15 protein-coding genes are annotated in these 18,906 nt (G+C 71.8%); 12 read left to right on the forward strand and 3 right to left on the reverse strand.

The annotated features are described in order from the left end of the window. The first annotated feature begins 282 nt into the window (after positions 1 to 282). The 6 genes from ACIB24_RS14875 (at position 283) to ACIB24_RS14900 (ending at position 5,954) form a co-directional block, all read left to right on the forward strand. Complete coding sequence (locus ACIB24_RS14875; RefSeq protein WP_398281747.1) at positions 283 to 1,563, forward strand: hypothetical protein; 1,281 nt, start codon at positions 283 to 285, stop codon at positions 1,561 to 1,563. 95 nt (positions 1,564 to 1,658) lie between these two features. Further along, complete coding sequence (locus ACIB24_RS14880; RefSeq protein WP_398281750.1) at positions 1,659 to 1,784, forward strand: hypothetical protein; 126 nt, start codon at positions 1,659 to 1,661, stop codon at positions 1,782 to 1,784. Beyond that, positions 1,781 to 2,092 carry a hypothetical protein gene (locus tag ACIB24_RS14885; RefSeq protein WP_398281752.1) on the forward strand — a complete coding sequence of 104 codons (312 nt, stop codon included), beginning with the start codon at positions 1,781 to 1,783 and terminating at the stop codon, positions 2,090 to 2,092. The genes ACIB24_RS14880 and ACIB24_RS14885 overlap by 4 nt, the downstream gene beginning before the upstream one ends. Before the next feature lie 206 nt (positions 2,093 to 2,298). Further along, positions 2,299 to 3,762 (forward strand): MFS transporter, encoded by a 1,464-nt coding sequence (locus ACIB24_RS14890; protein ID WP_398281755.1) that lies wholly within the window; start codon positions 2,299 to 2,301, stop codon positions 3,760 to 3,762. A gap of 94 nt (positions 3,763 to 3,856) precedes the next feature. Continuing rightward, entirely contained in the window at positions 3,857 to 5,197 is a 1,341-nt protein-coding gene (locus ACIB24_RS14895) for a DUF2254 domain-containing protein (protein WP_398281758.1), read from the forward strand. Between the two features lie 10 nt (positions 5,198 to 5,207). Then, on the forward strand, positions 5,208 to 5,954 hold the full coding sequence (locus ACIB24_RS14900) for a dienelactone hydrolase family protein (protein ID WP_398281761.1): 747 nt from the start codon (positions 5,208 to 5,210) through the stop codon (positions 5,952 to 5,954). Positions 5,955 to 5,989: 35 nt separating this feature from the next. Here ACIB24_RS14900 and ACIB24_RS14905 read toward each other — a convergent pair whose 3' ends face one another. Then, positions 5,990 to 8,044: an acyltransferase family protein gene (locus ACIB24_RS14905; RefSeq protein WP_398281764.1), complete on the reverse strand. Its 2,055-nt coding sequence runs from the start codon at positions 8,042 to 8,044 to the stop codon at positions 5,990 to 5,992. Positions 8,045 to 8,170: 126 nt separating this feature from the next. Between ACIB24_RS14905 and ACIB24_RS14910 the strand changes: the two genes are divergently transcribed. The 4 genes from ACIB24_RS14910 (at position 8,171) to ACIB24_RS14925 (ending at position 14,947) form a co-directional block, all read left to right on the forward strand. Next, positions 8,171 to 8,845, forward strand: coding sequence for a hypothetical protein (locus ACIB24_RS14910; RefSeq protein WP_398281767.1), 675 nt, complete (start codon positions 8,171 to 8,173; stop codon positions 8,843 to 8,845). Positions 8,846 to 8,895: 50 nt separating this feature from the next. Continuing rightward, the gene (locus ACIB24_RS14915) at positions 8,896 to 9,702 is read left to right on the forward strand and encodes an FAD binding domain-containing protein (RefSeq protein WP_398281769.1); all 807 of its coding nucleotides are present in this window, start codon (positions 8,896 to 8,898) and stop codon (positions 9,700 to 9,702) included. After that, the gene (locus ACIB24_RS14920) at positions 9,699 to 12,455 is read left to right on the forward strand and encodes a molybdopterin-dependent oxidoreductase (protein WP_398281772.1); all 2,757 of its coding nucleotides are present in this window, start codon (positions 9,699 to 9,701) and stop codon (positions 12,453 to 12,455) included. The genes ACIB24_RS14915 and ACIB24_RS14920 overlap by 4 nt, the downstream gene beginning before the upstream one ends. A 110-nt stretch (positions 12,456 to 12,565) precedes the next feature. Further along, complete coding sequence (locus ACIB24_RS14925; protein WP_398281775.1) at positions 12,566 to 14,947, forward strand: putative bifunctional diguanylate cyclase/phosphodiesterase; 2,382 nt, start codon at positions 12,566 to 12,568, stop codon at positions 14,945 to 14,947. Positions 14,948 to 15,041: 94 nt separating this feature from the next. On the opposite strand, the gene ACIB24_RS14930 is transcribed toward ACIB24_RS14925, so the two are convergent. Continuing rightward, the gene (locus ACIB24_RS14930; protein WP_398281778.1) at positions 15,042 to 15,977 is read right to left on the reverse strand and encodes an aldo/keto reductase; all 936 of its coding nucleotides are present in this window, start codon (positions 15,975 to 15,977) and stop codon (positions 15,042 to 15,044) included. A 102-nt stretch (positions 15,978 to 16,079) separates the two neighbouring features. Next, positions 16,080 to 17,051 (reverse strand): esterase/lipase family protein, encoded by a 972-nt coding sequence (locus ACIB24_RS14935; RefSeq protein WP_398281780.1) that lies wholly within the window; start codon positions 17,049 to 17,051, stop codon positions 16,080 to 16,082. 246 nt (positions 17,052 to 17,297) lie between these two features. Between ACIB24_RS14935 and ACIB24_RS14940 the strand changes: the two genes are divergently transcribed. Next, positions 17,298 to 18,227 carry a sugar phosphate isomerase/epimerase family protein gene (locus tag ACIB24_RS14940; RefSeq protein WP_398281783.1) on the forward strand — a complete coding sequence of 310 codons (930 nt, stop codon included), beginning with the start codon at positions 17,298 to 17,300 and terminating at the stop codon, positions 18,225 to 18,227. 258 nt (positions 18,228 to 18,485) lie between these two features. Continuing rightward, the gene (locus tag ACIB24_RS14945; protein ID WP_398281786.1) at positions 18,486 to 18,803 is read left to right on the forward strand and encodes a hypothetical protein; all 318 of its coding nucleotides are present in this window, start codon (positions 18,486 to 18,488) and stop codon (positions 18,801 to 18,803) included. The last annotated feature ends 103 nt before the right edge of the window (positions 18,804 to 18,906 follow it).

Raw genomic sequence — 18,906 nt, forward strand, 5'->3', positions numbered from 1 at the left:
GCATAGCGTCTACATGGCCTGAGAATCCGCAGGGACCTTGTGGGACTGGTGTGAGCGCAGGGTTCGGATTGGTTCATCAGTCGGAAGTCCGCTGATGCGGCGGGTCCGACTTAACGGGGACGAAGTCGTCGCGGTGATCATGAAAGGGCGTGCCGCCCGTCACTTCTCGTGACGATGAAATGTCCGGTACGGGCCGGTAACCTCATGGGCATCACGGGGCCACGCTGTATCGACCCGCCGCTGAGCACGGTTGCTCCTCGGGGAAAGACGAGGAGTTGTCCCATGCAGGTGCGCGAAGCCCGGTTCGCGGCCCGGGACCGGCTGTGGCTCGGCGTCAACAGCATCCAACTCGTCACCCCCGCGCAGCCGATCGACCTTGACGGCATGCGGGAGCGCATCCGGCGCCTGGCTGAGCAGGAACCCCGGCTGCGCTACTTCTGCAGACCGGGTGGTGCCCCCGACCGCTACCGGCAGGCCCTCGACGCCCGGGCGGCGCTCGCCCTCGGTCACGACATCGTCCGCCCCCTGCCCGTCGGCACCGGGCCCGGGACGCCGCTCGAGGCCTCCGTCTCTCACGCGCTCACCCACGACGACGGCGAGTCCCGCGCGATCGTCTACGTCGGCGACGGGATCGTCGGGCACCGCCTCCCGCACGCCCTCGGCGACGGGCTCGGTGCGTCGACCCACCTGCGGCGGCTCAGCACCGGCCCGGACCCGGACTCCACGATGGCACCGTTCCCGCTGCCGAGCGCGGTCCGCCCGCTGCCGATGGCCCTGGCCGGCCGCTACCTCGACGACGGTCTGATGGCCACGCCCCGACGGCTGCTCGCCGACCTGCGCATGCCGCGACCGGTCCCGCCCACGGGGCCGACGGGCCCGGCCGATCCGGCGTGGAACCCGGCGGGCGCGCAGGTGAGGAACGACGTCCACGTGGTGATCCGGACCGTCGGCGCTCAGGCGCTGGCCGCCCTCCGTGCGTGGCGCAACCAGCGCGCGTCCGGGGCCAGCACGACGTCCGTGCAGGTGGCCGCCATCCGCCGGGGCCTGGCCGACGTCGGACTGATCCCCGCCGACGACGGCATGTTCATGGCGTTCGACCTGCGTGGCACGCTGCCGCAGGGCGCCGACGGCAACTTCGTCTCCGTGCCGTACCTGGAGCCTGACGACCCGCTGGACCCGGTCGCCATCTCCGCCGCCACCCGCGCCGCGAGCGCCTCGGGCCTGCCGCTGGTGCAGTTCACCCGCGGCGCCGTGAAGGTGTCCCTGTCGCGCCGGACGCCGGTGCCCGCGATGCTCCGCCCCGCCAACCGGCGCACGGTGGCCTTCTCGCACCTGCGGATCGACCGGATCCTGCCCGCCGAGGTGACCCGGCGCCCGGACGGCGTCTCGATGGTCGTCGCGGCCGCCATGCCACCCGAGGTGTCGGCCATGTCGTTCATGCTCCTGGAGCACGGCGGCGAGCTCACGGTCACCGCCGTCTTCTGCTCGCCCTTCACGCGGCGAGAACCGGTCGAACAGGTCCTCGACCGGTTCTCCGGCGACCCGATCGGCCTCCTCGGCTGATCGAGTTCTCCTCTGTGCGAGAACGAGAACGTCCTCGAAGCTGTCGGTGCGAGCGGGTAGCGTGAGTAGAGGACTACGGGGTGAGGGAGGAAACCATGGCCGAGCGCGACGTACCGCCGCTCGAGGAGCGAGTGGTCACCGACTACAGCACCTTGCCGCCGGGCTACCTCGAATATCTGCAGCGCAAGATGGACGAGGACACCGAGCAGCGCGCTTCGTGATCCGGGTCGCCACCAGCGAGGAGTTCATGTCCTCGCTCGATGACGCGCTGCAGCATCCCGATGCTCCCGAACGCCACGCCTTCATGGCCAGTGAGCTGTTCGCCATCGTCGACTACATCCGCGAGCACTGGGATCGCCTCGTACCCGGTCGGACGGACCCCTACCGGCGAACGCTGGTGGCGACCTATCCCAGGGCGGATGAGAACCCACGGTTCTACTACAGCGTCCGGGCCCGGCTGCGGGCCGACGGCGTCATCGAGCTGGAGAGCATCTCGATCGACTGGGACTACCGGCCCCACGAGGGATGATCCGGGTTTTCGTCTCACGTGTGCGCATTTCGCCGTAGGCCTGAGTGTGAAGGCCGCGCGCTGTCAGCGCCCGGACCCCGCTGACAGGGCGCTGTGCGCACCCTGACAGGCGATGCGGTGATTCTCGGTACCGAGCGCAACGGCGCCCTCACCCGCCGACCGGCCCCTGCCGATCACCCCGTCGAATCCTGAAGGGGGGTCCCTCCGTGACCACCACTCCAGAAGTCACCGTCGAGACTCAGCCGCGCACGTATCCGTCCCTGAAGGCGGCCTGGATCCCGCTCGCGGCCCTGTGCCTCGCCTTCTTCGTGGAGATGGTCGACAACACGCTGCTGTCGATCGCCCTGCCCACGATCGGGCGCGACCTGGGCAGCGGCACGACCGCCCTGCAGTGGGTCACCGGGGCCTACTCGCTGACGTTCGGCGGGCTGCTGCTGACGGCCGGGGCCCTGGCCGACCGGTGGGGACGACGGCGCGTGCTGCTCGTCGGTCTGGCCGTGTTCGGCAGCCTGAGCCTCCTGGTCGTCTTCGTGGACAGCGCGGGGGAGCTGATCGCCCTACGGGCCGGCCTGGGCGTCGCGGCCGCCGCGATGGCCCCGATCACCAACTCCCTGGTCTTCCGGCTCTTCGGTGACCAGACCCTGCGGATGCGCGCCATGACCGTGATGATCATCGTCGGGATGTCGGGGTTCATCCTCGGCCCGCTGCTCGGCGGCACCGCACTGGCCCACGTGCGTTGGGAGTGGCTGCTCGTCGTCAACGCCCCGATCGCGGCGCTCGCCGTCGTCGGCATCTGGTTCGGCGTCGCCCCCGACCGGCGCGAGGATCTGACGAACGACGCGCTCGACCTGCCCGGCGCCGTCCTGAGCATCGCCACGATCGCCCTCGCCTGCTACTTCCTCACCAGTGGGGTGGACAACGGCTGGACGGCGGTCGTCACCATCGCCTCGATCGTCGGCTCCGTGCTCGCCGGGCTCGCGTTCGTCCGGCACGAGCGGCGTAGTGCCGCGCCGATGCTCGACCTGAACCTGTTCCGGGGCGGCACGGTGAGCGGTGCGGCGATCGCCCAGATCGGGACGTCGATCGCCATGGCCAGCGTGATGTTCGGCCTGATCCTGCACTTCCAGTACGCCTACGGCTGGAGCCCGATGAAGGCCGGTCTGGCCAACCTGCCGATGATCGCGACGATGCTGCTGGCCACCCCGTTCTCCGAGACGCTGGTCAAGCAGTTCGGGCACCGGGTCGCGTGCCTGGTCGGCTCGGTCTTCCTGGCCGGGGCCGTCGCCGGGCTGTCCTGGAGCGTCGGGCACGGGTACCTGGCCATCGCCGTCTGCATGGTGCTGATGACGGTCGGCCTGCGCATCGTCATGACGACCTGCGCGATCGCCCTGGTCGACGCGATGCCGGGCAACCGCACGTCGATGGGCACGGCACTGAACGACACCGCGCAGGAGGTCGGCACGAGCATCGGCACGGCCGTCGTCGGCACCATGATCGCCGCGCTGGTCACCTCGAGCCTGCCCGCGGGGACGTGGAGCGCCGACCTGGTGCAGTCGTTCTTCCACGGCGAGAGCGTCACCTACGCGGTCATCGCGGTGATCGTGGCCGTCGTCGCGATCGGCGGTTCGCTCACCCTCACCGACTCGCACTCGGTCGAGGAACCGCACTGAGCCGGGGCGAAGCCTGCGGCAGCGTACGTCCGGGGGCCGATCCCGTCCCCGACTGCCACCATGTGCGGATGCCGCACCCGGGGTTCGACCGGTGATGAGGGGCGCCGACGCCGTCCCGCGCCTTCGTGACGCTCTGCGCACGGAACTGTGGCCCGTGCCCTCCGTGGGAGTGGTTCTGGCCCTGATCCTGGGCACCGCGCTGCCCCGGCTCGACGCGCGGGTCGACGGCCGCCTGCCGGGCGGGGTGGAGAGCTTGCTGTTCACCGGGGGCGCGGACTCGGCGGAGACGCTGTTGGACGCCATCGCCAGCTCCTTGATCACGGTCACGTCGCTGACGTTCTCCCTGACCGTGGTCACCCTGCAGCTGGCCAGCAGCCAGTTCTCGCCGCGGTTGCTGAGGACGTTCACCCGGGACCGGTTCGTGCACCTGACCCTCGCACTGTTCCTGTTCACGTTCACGTTCTCCCTGGCGGTACTGCGTACCGTGCGCACGTCGGGTGAGGGACGTCCCACGTTCGTCCCCCAGATCTCCGTCACGCTCGCCTTCCTCCTGGCCGTCGCCAGCGTCGTCGGGTTGGTCTTCTTCCTGGCCCACCTCGCCCAGGAGATCCGGGTCGAGACCATGCTGCGCACCGTGCACGCCGACGCCTGCGCCACGATCGCGGCGCTCCTTCCGGCCGACCCGGAGTCCCCCACCCCGGCGGTGCTACCCGAACCGGCGCCGCGCGCCCGCCCCTGGTCGGCGGGAGCCTCGGGCTTTCTGATCAGCGTTGAGGAGAAAGCATTGCTGGGGGCGGCCGTCGAGGCCGACGCGGTTCTCCTGCTGTCCCGGCAACCGGGCAGCTCGCTGGTCGCGGGTGTGCCGATGGGCTACTACTGGCCCCGCGGGCCGCAGCCGTTGGCCCCGGACGTCGAGCGCCGGTTGCTGGCGCGGGTCACCGGGGCGGTGCTCGGGGGATTCGAGCGGACGGCCACGCAGGACATCGGGTTCGGGCTGCGCCAGCTCACCGACGTGGCGGTGAAGGCGCTGTCGCCGGGGATCAACGATCCGACGACGGCGGTCCACGCGTTGGGACACGCGTCGGCACTGCTCAGCACGGTGGCCGGCCGGGCGCCCGGTCCCAAGGTCCTGACCGATGGGGAGGGGGTGGCCCGCGTCTACCTGAACCGCCCTGGTCTGGCTGACCTGCTCGACGTCGCGATCAGCCAGCCGCGCCGCTACGGCGCGGCCGACCCTGCCGTCCTGGCCCGGCTGCTGCTCCTGCTGTTCGAGGTGGGCTGGAACACCCCGCCGGAACAGCGGGTGCCGGTGATCTCCGACCAGCTCGAACGGCTTCGGGCGACGATCGCGGCCCAGGATTTCGACGATGCCGAACGGCGAAGCCTGGCGGAACTGGCCGCCTCGGTCGTCCGGCTCCTGCCGGACGACCGCTAACCTCCGGCTCGTGAAGCTGCGCGAGGTCGAGCTGCAGGTGCCCTCACCGGAGGGCGACATCCGGACGGCGGTCCTCTCGCCGGTGAACTCGCGCAGCGACGGCGGCCCGTGGCCGGGCCTGCTGCTGTACACGGACATCTTCCAGCTCACCGAGTCGACGCTGCGCACCGCTCGTCGCCTCGCCGCGCAGGGCTTCGTCACCTACGTGCCCGAGATCTACCCGCACGGCGAACTGCGCGGCGTGGCGCTGGAGTTCGACGACGAGGGCAAGGCCCGGGGCCTGGCCGGGGCAGCCGGGACGACGACCGCCGGGTTCGACGCGGACCGTACCGCCGTGCTCGACCACATGGCCGAGAACCCCGACGTGGGGACGCTGTTCGTGACCGGCTTCTGCATCGGGGGGCACCTCGCCTTCCGGGCCGCGTTCGACGAGCGGGTCGCGGCGACCGTGTGCTTCTACGCGACCGGTCTGCAGGACGGGAAACTCGGTGCCGACGTGGCCGACTCGCTGCAGCGGGCCGGCGACATCCGGGGCCGGCTCAGCATGGTGTTCGGCAGCCGGGACCCGCACGTCCCGCCGGCGGCCCGCCTGCAGATCGCGACCGCCCTCTACGACGCCGGGCACACCGACGCCGAACTGCACGTCTACGCCGGTGGCGAGCACGCCTTCATGCGCGACATCGGCCCCCGGCACGACCCGGCGCTGACGGATCTCGGCCTGGCCGAAGCGGTCTCGTTCTTCACCGCCCGCAGCTGACCGCATGATCGAGCGCGAGTTTGCGCATGATCAACTCATGAGGGGGGCGTGATTCCGGCGCGCTGCAGGATGACGGGGGTGACCTCGGCTGCGAAGGGCACCGAGTAGTGCACGCCGTCGACCCGGATCAACCGGTCGCCCACGGCCGCCGGGCAGGAACCGCCGGGGCAGACGACGTCGGTCACCGAGATCGAGCGGGCGACGTCGGGCCGCTGCGCGGCCACCCGCCGGAGCACCGCGTTGAACCCGTCGACGAACTTCCCGCCGTACGCGGCGGGCGGCTTCGCGGTGGCGGCGGGGCGCCCGGCGGCGAACTGCACGCCCAACTGGTCGCCGGGCGGCGGCAGCTCCAGGAACACGGCTCGCCCCCCGGCGGCGGCGATCTCGTCGACCAGGTCGAGGTACCGCCGTTCCAGCTCGGCAGCGTGCTCGTCGGTGCCGGGGCGTACCCAGTCGCCGTTCACCTGCACGGCGTTCTCGTGGATCCAGAAGTCTCCGATCAGGACGACTTTCGGGCGGTAGGTGGCCAGCATCCTCGACACCTGGGTGGGCGCCTGCTCGTGGCAGGCCCGGGTCAGTGCGTCGGTGGCGTTGGCGGCCGTCGGGGTCAGCGCCCCGATCGACGAGCACTGCCGCCAGGCGGCCTCCACCCACGTCGAGCCCGACGACGTCGCCCACTCGTCGAGCGCCCCCGACAGCGCCCGGACCGTCGAGTCACCGACGATCGCCAGGTCCGCCTGCTCGCCCGCGGCGACCGAGGCGCCGGCGGGCCACGCGCAGACCAGGAGGCGGTCGGCCCGTTCGCCGGGGCAGGCGCGGTCGGAGTTGGTCTCGGCCTGCTCGAACAACGTGCCGGGCAGCGCCGTGGCCTGCACCCCGACGCCCACCACGACCGCCGCGGAGGTGAGGAGCGCGACCAGGGTGCGGGGCGGCGTCCCGAGGGCCCGGCGGCTGCGCTGCACCGGCCGCTCGAGCAGGTAGAACGACGCCGAGGCCAGGCCGAGGGTGAGCAACACCCGCAGCACCTGCCGCAGCACCTGGTCGGAGCCGGCGGCCGGCACGGCGACGGTCACCGGCCAGTGCCACAGGTAGACCCCGTAGCTGACCCGCCCGAGCCACGCGGCGGGCCCCCAGGAGAGCATCCGCGCGAGCCGGCCGTCGGGCGCCGCCTCGACCCCGCCGATCAGGCCGACGGCCGCCAGGCTGACCAGTGCGGCGCCGCCGCGGTAGTAGAACGCGGTGGTGTCGGGCATGGTCAGGAACCCGACGACGAGCCCGGCCACCCCCGCCGGCCCGACGAGACTCACGAGCGCGGGCCGGGCCCGGCGGCGGAAGGCCGCGAACGCCAGCGCCAGCAGCGCCCCGGCGAACAGCTCCTGCACCCGGCCGCGGGTGCTGTAGTACGCGACGGTCGGGCGCACCGGGTCGAAGAGCGCCGCGAACTCGACCGCCGAGGCGAGCGCCCCGACGAGCGCGACCGCGACGAGCACCCGCCGTCCGCCCAGCCGCCGTCCGCCCAGCCGCCGTCCCGCCCACAGGCAGGCCAGCGTGATCAAGGGCCAGACCAGGTAGAACTGCTCCTCGACGGCCAGTGACCACGTGTGCCGCAGCGGCGAGACCGAACCGAACGCGGCGAAGTAGTTGTCCACGGCGGCCAGGTGCCAGTTGGCGAGATAGCCGAGGGTCCAGAGGATGTCGGCGCGCCGGGCCGGGTAGTCGGTGGGCGGCGTCGTCCACCAGACCCAGGCCGCCACGACCACGAGCACGAGCAGCAGCGCGGGCGCGAGCCGCTTCACCCGGCGCATCCAGAAGCCGGTCAGGCTGATCGACCCCGTGCGTGACCACTCCGCCAGCAGCAACCCCGTGATGAGGTACCCGGACAGGACGAAGAACACGTCCACGCCGAGGAAGCCGCCCGGCAGCCACGACGAGTCGCCGCCGCCGAAGTGGTAGACCGCGACCGCCAGGACGGCCACGGCCCGGACGCCGTCGAGCGCCGGACGACGGCCCTCACCGCGGGCGGGGGCCTCGGCCGGGTCCTGGGCGGGCTGCGCGGCGGCGTCCGTCTCCCGAGTCGCCGCCGCCCACATCCGGACCACTCTAAGGCCGGGCTTGCGGTGGTAAACGGGGTGATTTCCGGTGAAGACCCCCCGAATCGCCCCGCCTTCCGAGGCCAACTGCGGGGTGGGGCACAGCTGCTCCGTAGGCTGCGCCGCATGGAGACGGCGGCCCTGCTCACGCACGTGCTGCCGCTGGCCCTGATCGCCGCGGTCAGCCCGGTCATGTTCGTGAACGCGTCGCGGGTGACCCTGGCCGGCGGGCCCGCCTCGGGGGCGCGGTTCGCCGGGGGCGCGTGGTCCGTGCTGGTCGTGCTCGGGGTGACGGCGATGGGCGTGATGGGCGCCGCGGTCACCGAACTGGTCAAGCGCGAGCTGGCGAGCCGTTGGGTGGACGCCTTCCTGGCCGTCCTGCTGCTGGCCTACGGCGGCTTCCAGTTGGCCCGGCACCGGGCGGCCACCCGGCACGGCGACTCCGACGAACCGGACGTCGACCGGGCCCTGCCGAGCACCCCGGGCGGCATCACCGCCGCGGGCGCCCTGGGCATGGCCACCAACTTCACCAGCCTGCCGCTCTACATCAGCCTGGCCCAGCTGGTCGGCGCCTCGGCGCTCGCCGTGTGGGCCAAGTTCACGATGCTGGCCGCGGCGAGCCTCGTCGTGCTCACCCCGGCCTGGCTGCCCGCCGTGCTGGCGGTGGCCACCGCGGGGGCCCGGCTGCCGTCGGAGACGGGGACGATCCGGGCCCGGATCATGCACGTGGCCCGGTGGGTCTCGATCGGCTCGTGTTTCGTGGGTGGGGCGCTGATCCTGCTGCACGTCATCATGGGCTGACACACGGCCGAAATCCGGGCAGGTGAGAGTGACCCCGTGAGAGTTGACCCGTGGACCTGAACACCGTCACCGGCTACCGGTTCGCCCGTACCCGCGCCGATCTGGCGCTGGCGCCGGGGGAGCGGTTCCTGGGCGGCGGCACCTGGCTGTTCGGCGAACCGCAGGCCGACACCACGGGGCTGGTCGATCTCAGCACCATGCCGTGGCCGGCCCTGGAGTACCCGGACGGCGGGGGCCTGGTGATCGGGGCGACCTGCACCATCGCGGAGCTGGCCGCGCTGCCGGAACGCCCCGGGTGGCGCGCCCACCCGCTGTTCGCGCAGTGCGCGAACGCGCTCCTGGCGAGCTTCAAGATCTGGAACCTGGCCACGGTCGGCGGCAACGTGTGCCGGTCGTTCGCCGCCGGGGCCATGGTCAGCCTGTGCGCGGCCCTCGACGGCACGGCCCTGGTCTGGACCCCGGACGGCGACGAGTACCGCGTCCCCGTGGCCGATCTCGTCACCGGCAACGGCACCAACCGGCTCGCGCCCGGTGAGGTGTTGCGCAGCCTGCACCTGCCGGAGCACGCCCTGCGGGCCCGGACCGGCTTCCGCAAGATCGCCCTGGCCCAGCTCGGCCGCAGCGGCGCCGTGCTCACGGGCCGGGTCGACGACGACGGCGCCGCCACCTTCGTGATCACCGCGGCCACGCTGCGGCCCGCCGTGTTCCGGTTCCCGGATCTACCCGCCCCGGGTGCCCTGACCGCCGCCGCGCACGCCGCCGAGGGCTACTACACCGACCCGCTGGGCAGTGCCGACTGGCGGCGCGGGGTGAGCGCCGTTCTCCTGGAGGAGATTCGCGAGGAGCTGGCCCGATGAGGTTCTCGGTCAACGGTGAGGAGCGCGACGCCGACCCGCGCGCCGGTCAGTGCCTGCGCACCTTCCTGCGCGAGAACTCCCACGTCGAGGTCAAGAAGGGTTGCGACTCGGGCGACTGCGGTGCCTGCTCGGTGCTCGTGGACGGGAAACCCGTGCACTCATGCCTCTTCCCGGCGCAGCGTCTCGGGGGCCGGGCCGTGACGACGGTGGCCGGGCTGGGCACGCCGGACGACCTGCACCCGGTGCAGCAGGCCTTCGTCGACAACTTCGGGTTCCAGTGCGGGTTCTGCACGGCGGGCATGATCGTCACCGCCTCGACGCTGTCCGAGGACGACCTGCCCGACCTGGACCGGCGGATGAAGGGGAACCTGTGCCGGTGCACGGGTTATCGCTCGATCCGGCAGTCGATCACGCAGGCCGTGTGCGGGACGGCGGGCCCGGCGCCGGAGCCGACGGGGGCCGTCGGCACCTCACCCAACCCGTTGGCCGCGCGGCGCGTGGTGACCGGCACCGAGCCGTACACCTTCGACGTGCCGGCCGCGGGGGCGCTGCAGCTGCGCGTCCTGGGCGCCCCGCACGCGCACGCCCGGATCGTCGCGATCGACACCAGGGCGGCCGAGAAGGTCGAGGGGGTCGAGCTGATCCTCACGCACGAGAACACACCCACCGCAAGGTATTCCACCGGGCGGCACGAGAGCCGGCTGGACGACCCCGACGACACCCGGATGTTCGACGACGTCGTGCGGTTCGTCGGGCAACGGGTCGCGGCCGTCGTGGCCACCACGGCCGCCGCGGCCGAGGAGGCCTGCCGCCTGATCGAGGTGAGCTACGACGTCCTCCCCGCCGTGTTCGACCCTGAGCAGGCCCGCAGTGCGGGGGCGCCGTTGCTGCACCCCGAGCGCACACCGCAGGACCGGGTCGCCGACGCCGGTCGCAACGTGATCGCCGCCCTGCACGAGGGTTTCGGCGGTGACGTCGACGCGGCCCTGGCCGCGTCGGAGGTCACGGTCGAGGGGGTCTGGCAGACGCAGCGGGTCAGTCACGCCCAGCTGGAGACCCACGGCGCCCTCGGCTGGTTGGAGGGCGACGGGCCGGCCGGCGGGGGGCGGCTGGTCGTGCGGGCCAGCACGCAGGTCCCGTTCCTGGTCCGCGACGAGCTGGCCCGGTTGCTCGGCCTGGACCCGAGCGCGGTGCGGGTACTCACCGGGCGGGTGGGCGGCGGCTTCGGCGGCAAGCAGGAGATGTTCTGCGAGGACGTCGTGGGCCTGGCGGTGCTGCGCACGGGACGGCCCGTCAGCTACGAGATGTCGCGTCACGACGAGTTCGTCCGCACCACCTTCCGGCACCCGTTCCGGGTCGCGGTCAGCCTCGGCGCCACCCACGACGGCGTGCTGACCGCGATGAAGGTCGACGTGCTGGCGGACACCGGCGCCTACGGCAACCACGCGATCGGCGTGATGTTCCACAGCTGTGCCGAGTCCGTCAGCCTCTACCGGGCGCCCGTCAAGCGGGTCGACGCCGAGGTGGTCTACACGAACAACCCGCCGTCCGGCGCCTTCCGCGGGTACGGGTTGGGGCAGGTGATCCTCGGGGTCGAGTCGGCCCTGGACGAGCTGGCGCTGCGACTGGGGATCGACCCGTTCGAGCTGCGCCGGATCAACGCGGTGCAGGACGGCGACCCGCCGCTGACCGTCCACGCGGAACCCGAGGCGGACCTGGTCTGGGGCAGCTACGGCCTCGACCAGTGCCTCGACCTGGCCCAGGACGCGCTGCGGCGGGGCAATTCCGTCGCCGCCCCCGTGGGCGAGCACTGGCGGGTCGGCGAGGGGATGGCGGCGTCGATGATCGCCACGATGGCCCCGCGCGGACACATCTCGAAGACCCGGGTCACCCTGGGGCCCGACGGCCGCTACCGGCTCGGCGTCGGCACCTCCGAGTTCGGCAACGGCACCACCACCGTGCACGCCCAGATCGTGGCCACGACCATGAACACCGGGATCGACCGGATCGAGCTGCGCAACTCCGACACCGACGGCGCCGAGTACGACACGGGCGCTTTCGCCTCGGCCGGGACGACGGTCGCCGGGAAGGCCCTGCACGGTGCGGCTCTCGCGCTGCGCGAGGTGCTGCTGAGCACGGCGGCCGGGCTGACCGGCGTCCCGCCCGAGCAGTGTGCACTGCACGCCGACGGCGTCCGGGTCGGTTCGGGGGCGGCGGCCCGGGAGCTCGGCTTCGGCGAGCTGGTGGCGGCCGCCCCGGCCGGGAACCGCTGTGCGGAGGGCGTCTTCGCAACGGGGGCCGAGTTCGGCGACCTGCGGTCGCTGGCCTTCAACGTGCATGCCGTGCGGGTGGCCGTCGACGTCCGCACCGGCGAGGTGCGCATCCTGCAGTCCGTACAGGCGGCCGACGCCGGCACCGTGATGAACCCCGAACAGTGTCGCGGGCAGGTGGAAGGCGGTGTGGCGCAGGCGATCGGCAGCGCCCTCTACGAGGAGGTCCTGATCGACGAGGGGCGGGTGCTGAACCCGGCGTTCCGGCTCTACCGGGTCCCGCAGATCGCCGACATCCCGCCCACCGAGGTGTATTTCGCGCAGACCCGCGACGACCTGGGCCCGTTCGGGGCGAAGTCGATGAGCGAGAGCCCGTACAACCCGGTGGCGGCGGCCGTGGGGAACGCGATCCGCCGGGCGACCGGCGTTCGTCCGTACGAGACCCCGTACTCCCGTGACCGGGTGTGGCGCCTGCTGAACTGACCCGTTTCGTCACGTTCCGATGGTGACCCGGTGTCGATCCGGGCCGCCGTTTACGCCTTTAGATTGTCGTCATCCTCGAGCAAGGCGTATTCGTGGCCGACAAGAACCCTGTGAAGCGCCTCCGCATGCACCTGCCGCGAACAGAGCTGGGCAAGATCCGGGCCGTCGCCCTGGCGTTCAGCCTGTTCCAGGTCCTGGCGGCGCTCGTCCAGGTCGTGCAGGCCCAGAACACCGGCCTGGAGGCCCTGGCCGTGGCCGCGGGATGCGCGCTGAGCGGCCTGATGATCACGACCGCCGTCATCGGCCGGGTCATCTCGCCCTGGGAGGCGCCCACCGTCGCCCTGCTGGTCTTCCTGGTCGGCATCGGCCTGCAGGACCCGCTCTCCGTCCTGGGGCTGTGCATCGCGGTGGTCCTCACCCAGTCGCTCTACGGGCGGCCGGCGGTGACCTTCCTGCGGGCGCTGGCCCTCGTCGCCGCCGCGCCGCTGGTGCTGATCATCAGTCCCGCCGCCGACGAGGACGACGTCCACCGTCACCTGATGAGCCTGGTCTCCCTGGCCCTGTTGGTCATGCTCTTCGTCCCGCTCATGTGGACGCTGCGCCGGGGGCTGGAGCAGGCCGCGCGGCAGACCGCCCGGGAGCACTTCCTGGCCACGCTCGGCCGGCGGCTCCTCGGCGCCTCCCGGATGGACGAGGTGGGGGCCCTGATCCGCGCGTCCGCCGACGACATGGTCAAGCTGACCCCCGGGCTCGTCATGGTCGCCGCCCACGTCACCCGGCCCACCGAGGCCGACCCCGTCGGCGACGTCAGGATCTTCGCCGTACACAGCGACCAGGGCCTGACCGTCGACGACGTCGAGCTGCCCTGGCACGTCGTCTTCGACCTGGACGGGTACGAGGGACTCGAGGAGGGCGTGGTCGTCCCGCTGCCCGCGGCGACCACGAAGGTGATGATGGCGGCCGGGTTGCCGCGCCGGGACTGGTACGTGGTCAAGCCCGGGGTGGGCTCCCGCGACGGTGAGGGCATCGGCGTCAACTGGGTCGTCGGCGGCCTGCCACAGACCTGGGCCACCCGGTGGCTGCGGCACAAGGCGGTCCCGCCCGCCGACTTCGTCGAGAACAACCGGCTCTTGACCGCCCAGAAGCGTCTCGCCGAGGCGCGCACCGATCTGCTGGCCGACCTGCAGTACCAGGCCAGCCACGACGAGATCACCGAGCTGCCCAACCGGTCGAAGTTCTTCCACGACCTGAGGCTGGCCGCCGAGCACGCGCAGTCGTCCGGCACCACGACGGCCGTCCTGGTGGTCGACATCGACGACTTCTCCGCCGTGAATGCGACCCACGGTCACGTCACCGGAGACACGCTGCTGGTCGAGATGGCCGAGCGCATCCTCGAGGTCCTGGACGGGCGTGGCACGGCGGCCCGGATCGCGGGCGACGAGTTCGCGGTGGTCGTCCACGGGCTGAGCAACGACCTCGAGGCGCACCGCCTGGCCGAGAGACTGCGCGACAAGCTGCTCGCCCCGCTGCGCCTGCCGGACGGCGAGCTCCTGGCCACGGCCTCGATCGGCCTGGCCGTGCTCGTCGACGGCATGACGGGCACCGACGTCGTGCAGGCCGCCGGGATGGCCGCGCACGCCGCGAAGTCGCGCGGCCGGGGCCGGATCGAGGTGTACTCCGACGGCCGGCACGGCGGCATCGTGCAGTCCAAGCAGCTGGAGGAGGCGCTGCCGTACGCGCTCGCCCAGCGCCAGATCGTCGTGCACTACCAGCCGATCGTCGACCTCGGCACGAGCCGTCCGGTCGGGCTGGAGGCCCTGGCCCGCTGGGCGCACCCCGAGCTCGGGCTGCTCGAGGCCTCCGCCTTCATCGGGCTGGCCGAGCGGACCGGCTGGGCCGGGGCGCTCGGCGCGCACGTGCTGCGCTCGGCGTGCGCCCAGTGGCAGGAGCTGACGTCCGAAGGGCTCGCACCGCAGGATCTCTGGGTGTCGGTGAACGTCTCGGCCTGCCAGGTCGTCGACCCCACCTTCGCCGAGACGCTCGCCGACGTGCTGACCGAGACCGGCCTGCCGGGACACCGGCTGGTGCTGGAGGTCGCCGAGAGCGCGATGCTCGAGCGGGACGACCTGCGCCCCGGTCTGGCCGCCGTGGCGGCGCTGGGGGTGCGGGTCTCGCTCGACGACTTCACCGCCGCCCATGCCTCGCCCGGGCAGCTGCAGACGATCCCGGTGCACCAGGTCAAGATCGACGGGGCGCTGACCGCGGCCCGGGGCGAGGTTCAGGTCGAGCAGCTGACCGACGTGATCACCGTGCTGTGCGACGCCCTGGGCATCGAGACCGTGATCAAGGCGGTCGAGGACCCCGAGCAGATCGCCTGGGCGCGGCACCACGGCGTCACGCTGGGCCAGGGCTTCCACTACGCACCCGCGCTGTCGGGTGACCAGCTGGCGACCTGGCTGGTCGAGCAGGAGCCGGCCCGCGCCGCGGGATGACTCACCCGGTCAGTTCGTGATCATGCACAAACGCAGGTTCGTGCCTCGGCGCGTCCGGCGGCTGAGCTGAAGCGGAACCTGCGTTTGCGCATGATCACGAACGAAGGGTCAGGGTGGCCAGTTCGTCGTCGGACAACTTGAGCGTGGTGGCCTCGAGCAGGCCCGGGACCTGTTCCGGCGTGCGGGCACTGGCGATCGGCGCACTCACAGCCGCGCGGCTCAGCAGCCAGGCCAGCGCCACGGTGCCCGGTTGCGTGCCGTGGGCGGAGGCCACCTCGCGCAGCGTGTCCACCATCGCGAAGCCGCGCTCGTCGAAGTACTTGCCCACCATCGCGGCCCGGTCGCCGGCGGGTTCCGTGCCCCGCGGGTACTTGCCGGTCAGGAAGCCCGACGCCAGCGCGAAGTAGACCAAGGTGCCGAGGTTCTCGCGCTCGGCCAGCGGTGCGTAGCCGGACTCGAACGGCTCGCGCTCCAGCAGGTTGTACTCGGGCTGGAGGCAGACCGGCTCGCGCAGCCCGTTCTGGCGGGCGGCCACGAAGGCCTCCTCGATCCGTTCGGGCGTGTAGTTCGAGAGCCCGTAGTACCGGACCTTCCCGGTGTCGATCAGCGCGTCGAACGCCGCCAGCGTGTCGGCCAACGGCACCGACGGGTCGTCGAAGTGGGCGAAGTACAGGTCGATCCGGTCGGTGCCCAGCCGGCGCAGCGAGGCCTCGACCGCCCCGGTGATCGTTGCGGGGGCCAGCCCGGTGAACTCGGGATGCCGGCTGACCTTGGTGATCAGCGTGACGTCGTCCCGCCGACCGGTCCGGGCCAGCCAGGAACCGATGAAACTCTCCGACGCACCGCCTTTGGTGCCGTCGGGCTGCCGGCCGTAGGAGTCCGACGTGTCGAGCAGCGTGCCACCGCCGGCGGTGAAGGCGTCGAGCACGCGGTGCGTGGTGGCCTCGTCCGCCGTCCAGCCGAAGGGGTTGCAGCCGAGCGCGAGCGGGGAGTCGGCGGACAGGTCGCTGTTGCCCAGGGTGGTGGTCACCCGGGCATGACATCACGGCGGGGACGGCAAAGCAGAACCGGCCCGGACGACGAGCGTCCGGGCCGGTTCGCGTGGTGCAGATGGTGCAGGTGGTGCGGGGTGTCAGCCGCCGAGGTACGGCAGGGAGACGACACAGCGCGGGAGCGTCTTGCCGTCCAGCGCGCGGGCGGCGCGGGAGGCGACGTTCTGGCTGTAGGTCATACCCAGGTGCTCGGCGAGCTCCAGCGGGCACTGCTTGTTCACCAGCGTGTTCGTGACCTGCGAGGCCGGCACGCCGGGCTCGGAGCTGAGGAACGCGCCGGTGTAGGGCGTGACGACCTGGTCACCGTTGGTCTGCAGGGAGGTGTAGACGACCGTGTCGCCCTTGCAGACGTTGTAGTTGGTGCCGTCGGGGCAGGAGTTGACCTTCTGCATGAACTTCGACCCGATGGTCTGGTCGATGGCCGCCGGCTGCACGATGGAGACGGCGGGCAGCAGGCCCAGGAACTTGCCCAGCTTGGCGATGCCGCTCAGCGTCGTGCCGTTGTTCGAACCGGCGAGGGCGACGAACTTGCGCACGCTGGCCATGCAGCCGGGCTCGTACTTGATGCAGTAGCGCGGCATGACGCCACCCTGCGAGTGACCGACCAGGTCGACCTGCGGCGCGCCCGTGGCGGCCTTGACCCGGTTGATGTAGTCGTTCATCTCGCCACCGCTCTTGGCGATGCTCTGCCAGCCCCACATCACGTCACCGGGGTTGCCGCCGTAGTTGAACGTGTAGACGCAGTAGCCCTGGTTCTTGAAGAACGGCGACATGGCCATCCAGTTGTCGCGCTGCTGCTCCCAGGTGCCGTGCACCAGGATCAGGGGCAGCTTGTTGGGGCTGCGCTGCCAGTCACAGGTCGACTTCGAGCCGGCCTTGGAGACGTTCTCCGCGCCGGGGGGCGTCTGCGCCGAGTTGGGCAGGTTCGGGATGAAGCCGGCCGCCCAGTTCCAGTTCACGTTCAGGGCAGCGTTTGCAGACGAGGTGGTCCCCACCACCATGCCGACCACGGCGGCCGTGGTGGCCACGGCCATAGCCACGCGACGTCGCATGGATTCCTCCTGGTTTCAGGGTCAGGTTCCCGACACCGAAGCGGGTCAGGCACTCCGGAGAGTAGTGCAGGTCACGTCCCGGAACCCCGAGGTCCCGTATAACGGATCAGTACTACTACGTACGGTGACTATGAGGACGCTGTGAGGCGTCGGTCGATGACGGAGTTGTTACAGAGTTCGCCCGCCCGGTGAGACCTTGGCCGAACACCCTCCGTGGCGGGTCGGCGCGACTTAACGTCGGCTTCCATGCGGGCCTCCATCGCCACCACCACCCTGGGTGGCAGCATCGAGCAGAAGCTGGACGCGGCCGCCGCGGCCGGGTTCGACGCGATCGAGATCTTCGGTACCGATCTGGACGGTGCCGCGTCGACCCCGAAGGAGATCGGCGCCCGGGCCGCCGACCTCGGGCTGTCCCTCGATCTCTACCAGCCGGTGCGGGACGTCGAGGGCACCCCGGCGGAGCTGTTCGGGGCCACGCTCGACCGGGTCGAGCGCACCTGCGACCTGATGGCCGACCTCGGCATCGACACCATGCTGGTCTGCTCCAACACGGCCGAGTGGGCGCTGGACGACGAGTCGCTGGCCGCCGCGCAGCTCGTCGAGGTGGCCGACCGGGCGGCCCTGCGCGGGTTCCGGGTGGTCTACGAGGCCATGTCCTGGGGCCGGCACGTGCGCGACTACCAGCAGGCCGACCGGATCGTGGCCCGCGCGGCCCACCCGCAGCTGGGGCTCTGCCTGGACAGCTTCCACATCTTCGCGCGGCGCAACGACCTGGCCGACATCGCCACCATCCCGGGGGAGCGGATCTTCGCGGTCCAGCTCGCCGACGCGGTGCCGCAGGGGGACCGGCCCCTGATCGAGTGGAGCCGGCACCACCGCTGCCTGCCCCCGAACGGCTACTTCGCGCTCGAGGACCTGCTGCGGCTGGTGGCCGGGACCGGGTACGCCGGCCCGTTGTCGCTCGAGATCTTCAGCGACGAACTGCGGGCCGCCGACCCGTTCGCCGTGGCCCGCGACGCGCGACGCTCGCTGGCCGGCCTGGCGGCCACCTTCGCGGCCGCCCGCCCCGAGGTCCGGCGCGAGGTCCGGCGCGAGGTCGGTGCCGACGGCCGGCCCGACGTCCGGACGGCGGGCCTGGAGTCGCCCGGCGAGCCGGCGACCGTCGTCCCCGGCTGACAAGCCTTTTCGAGGCCGCTCCCAGGCGGCACCCGGACAGTCGGCGTGGCACTGGATGCCACGCCGACTGTCCGTTTTAGGGGCAAAACGGGGGCTCGGAAATTCACTGGAAATGAGATGGGCAACACCTCTTGCGCCGGAAGGCATCGAGTGCCACAGTGATGGCACTGAGTGCAACGGCGCTTCTCGATGGCGCCGATCCTGTCTTACTCGCCGGTAACAACGCCGGCGGACTGGCTCCCGAGAAGGGCAAGACCGATGACCGCAACCTTGGCGCCCAACGTCGCTCGCCCCCGCACTGCCGCTGCCCCCAGCCCCGAGCTGTACGTGATCGCCACCCACAAGGTGCGCGACCGGGGCGGCAAGCCCCCGTTCCGCTGGGTCCCCTACGGCGTCGAGCACGCCTGGAAGCCCGGCGAGCGCCAGACCCTGTGCGGCGAGTGGACCTCCGGCTGGACCGTCTTCTGGGAGCGCCGGTTCTCCGCCCAGCCCAGCACCGCGTGCCCGGCCTGCATCGAGGCCAGCCTCCCCGCCGCCTCGCGCCGCCGCCTCGACCCGCTGCGCGCGTCGGCCTGATCTTCGCGCTAAACCCTTTTCACCAGCAGTAACACCAGCACCTGACGGGCCTCGGTGCCGGGGTGAGCGGCGTGACGTCAACCACGTTCGCCCGCCCCGGCGG

Source organism: Spongisporangium articulatum (genome assembly GCF_044465595.1).
GTDB classification, from domain to species: domain Bacteria; phylum Actinomycetota; class Actinomycetes; order Actinomycetales; family Kineosporiaceae; genus Spongisporangium; species Spongisporangium articulatum.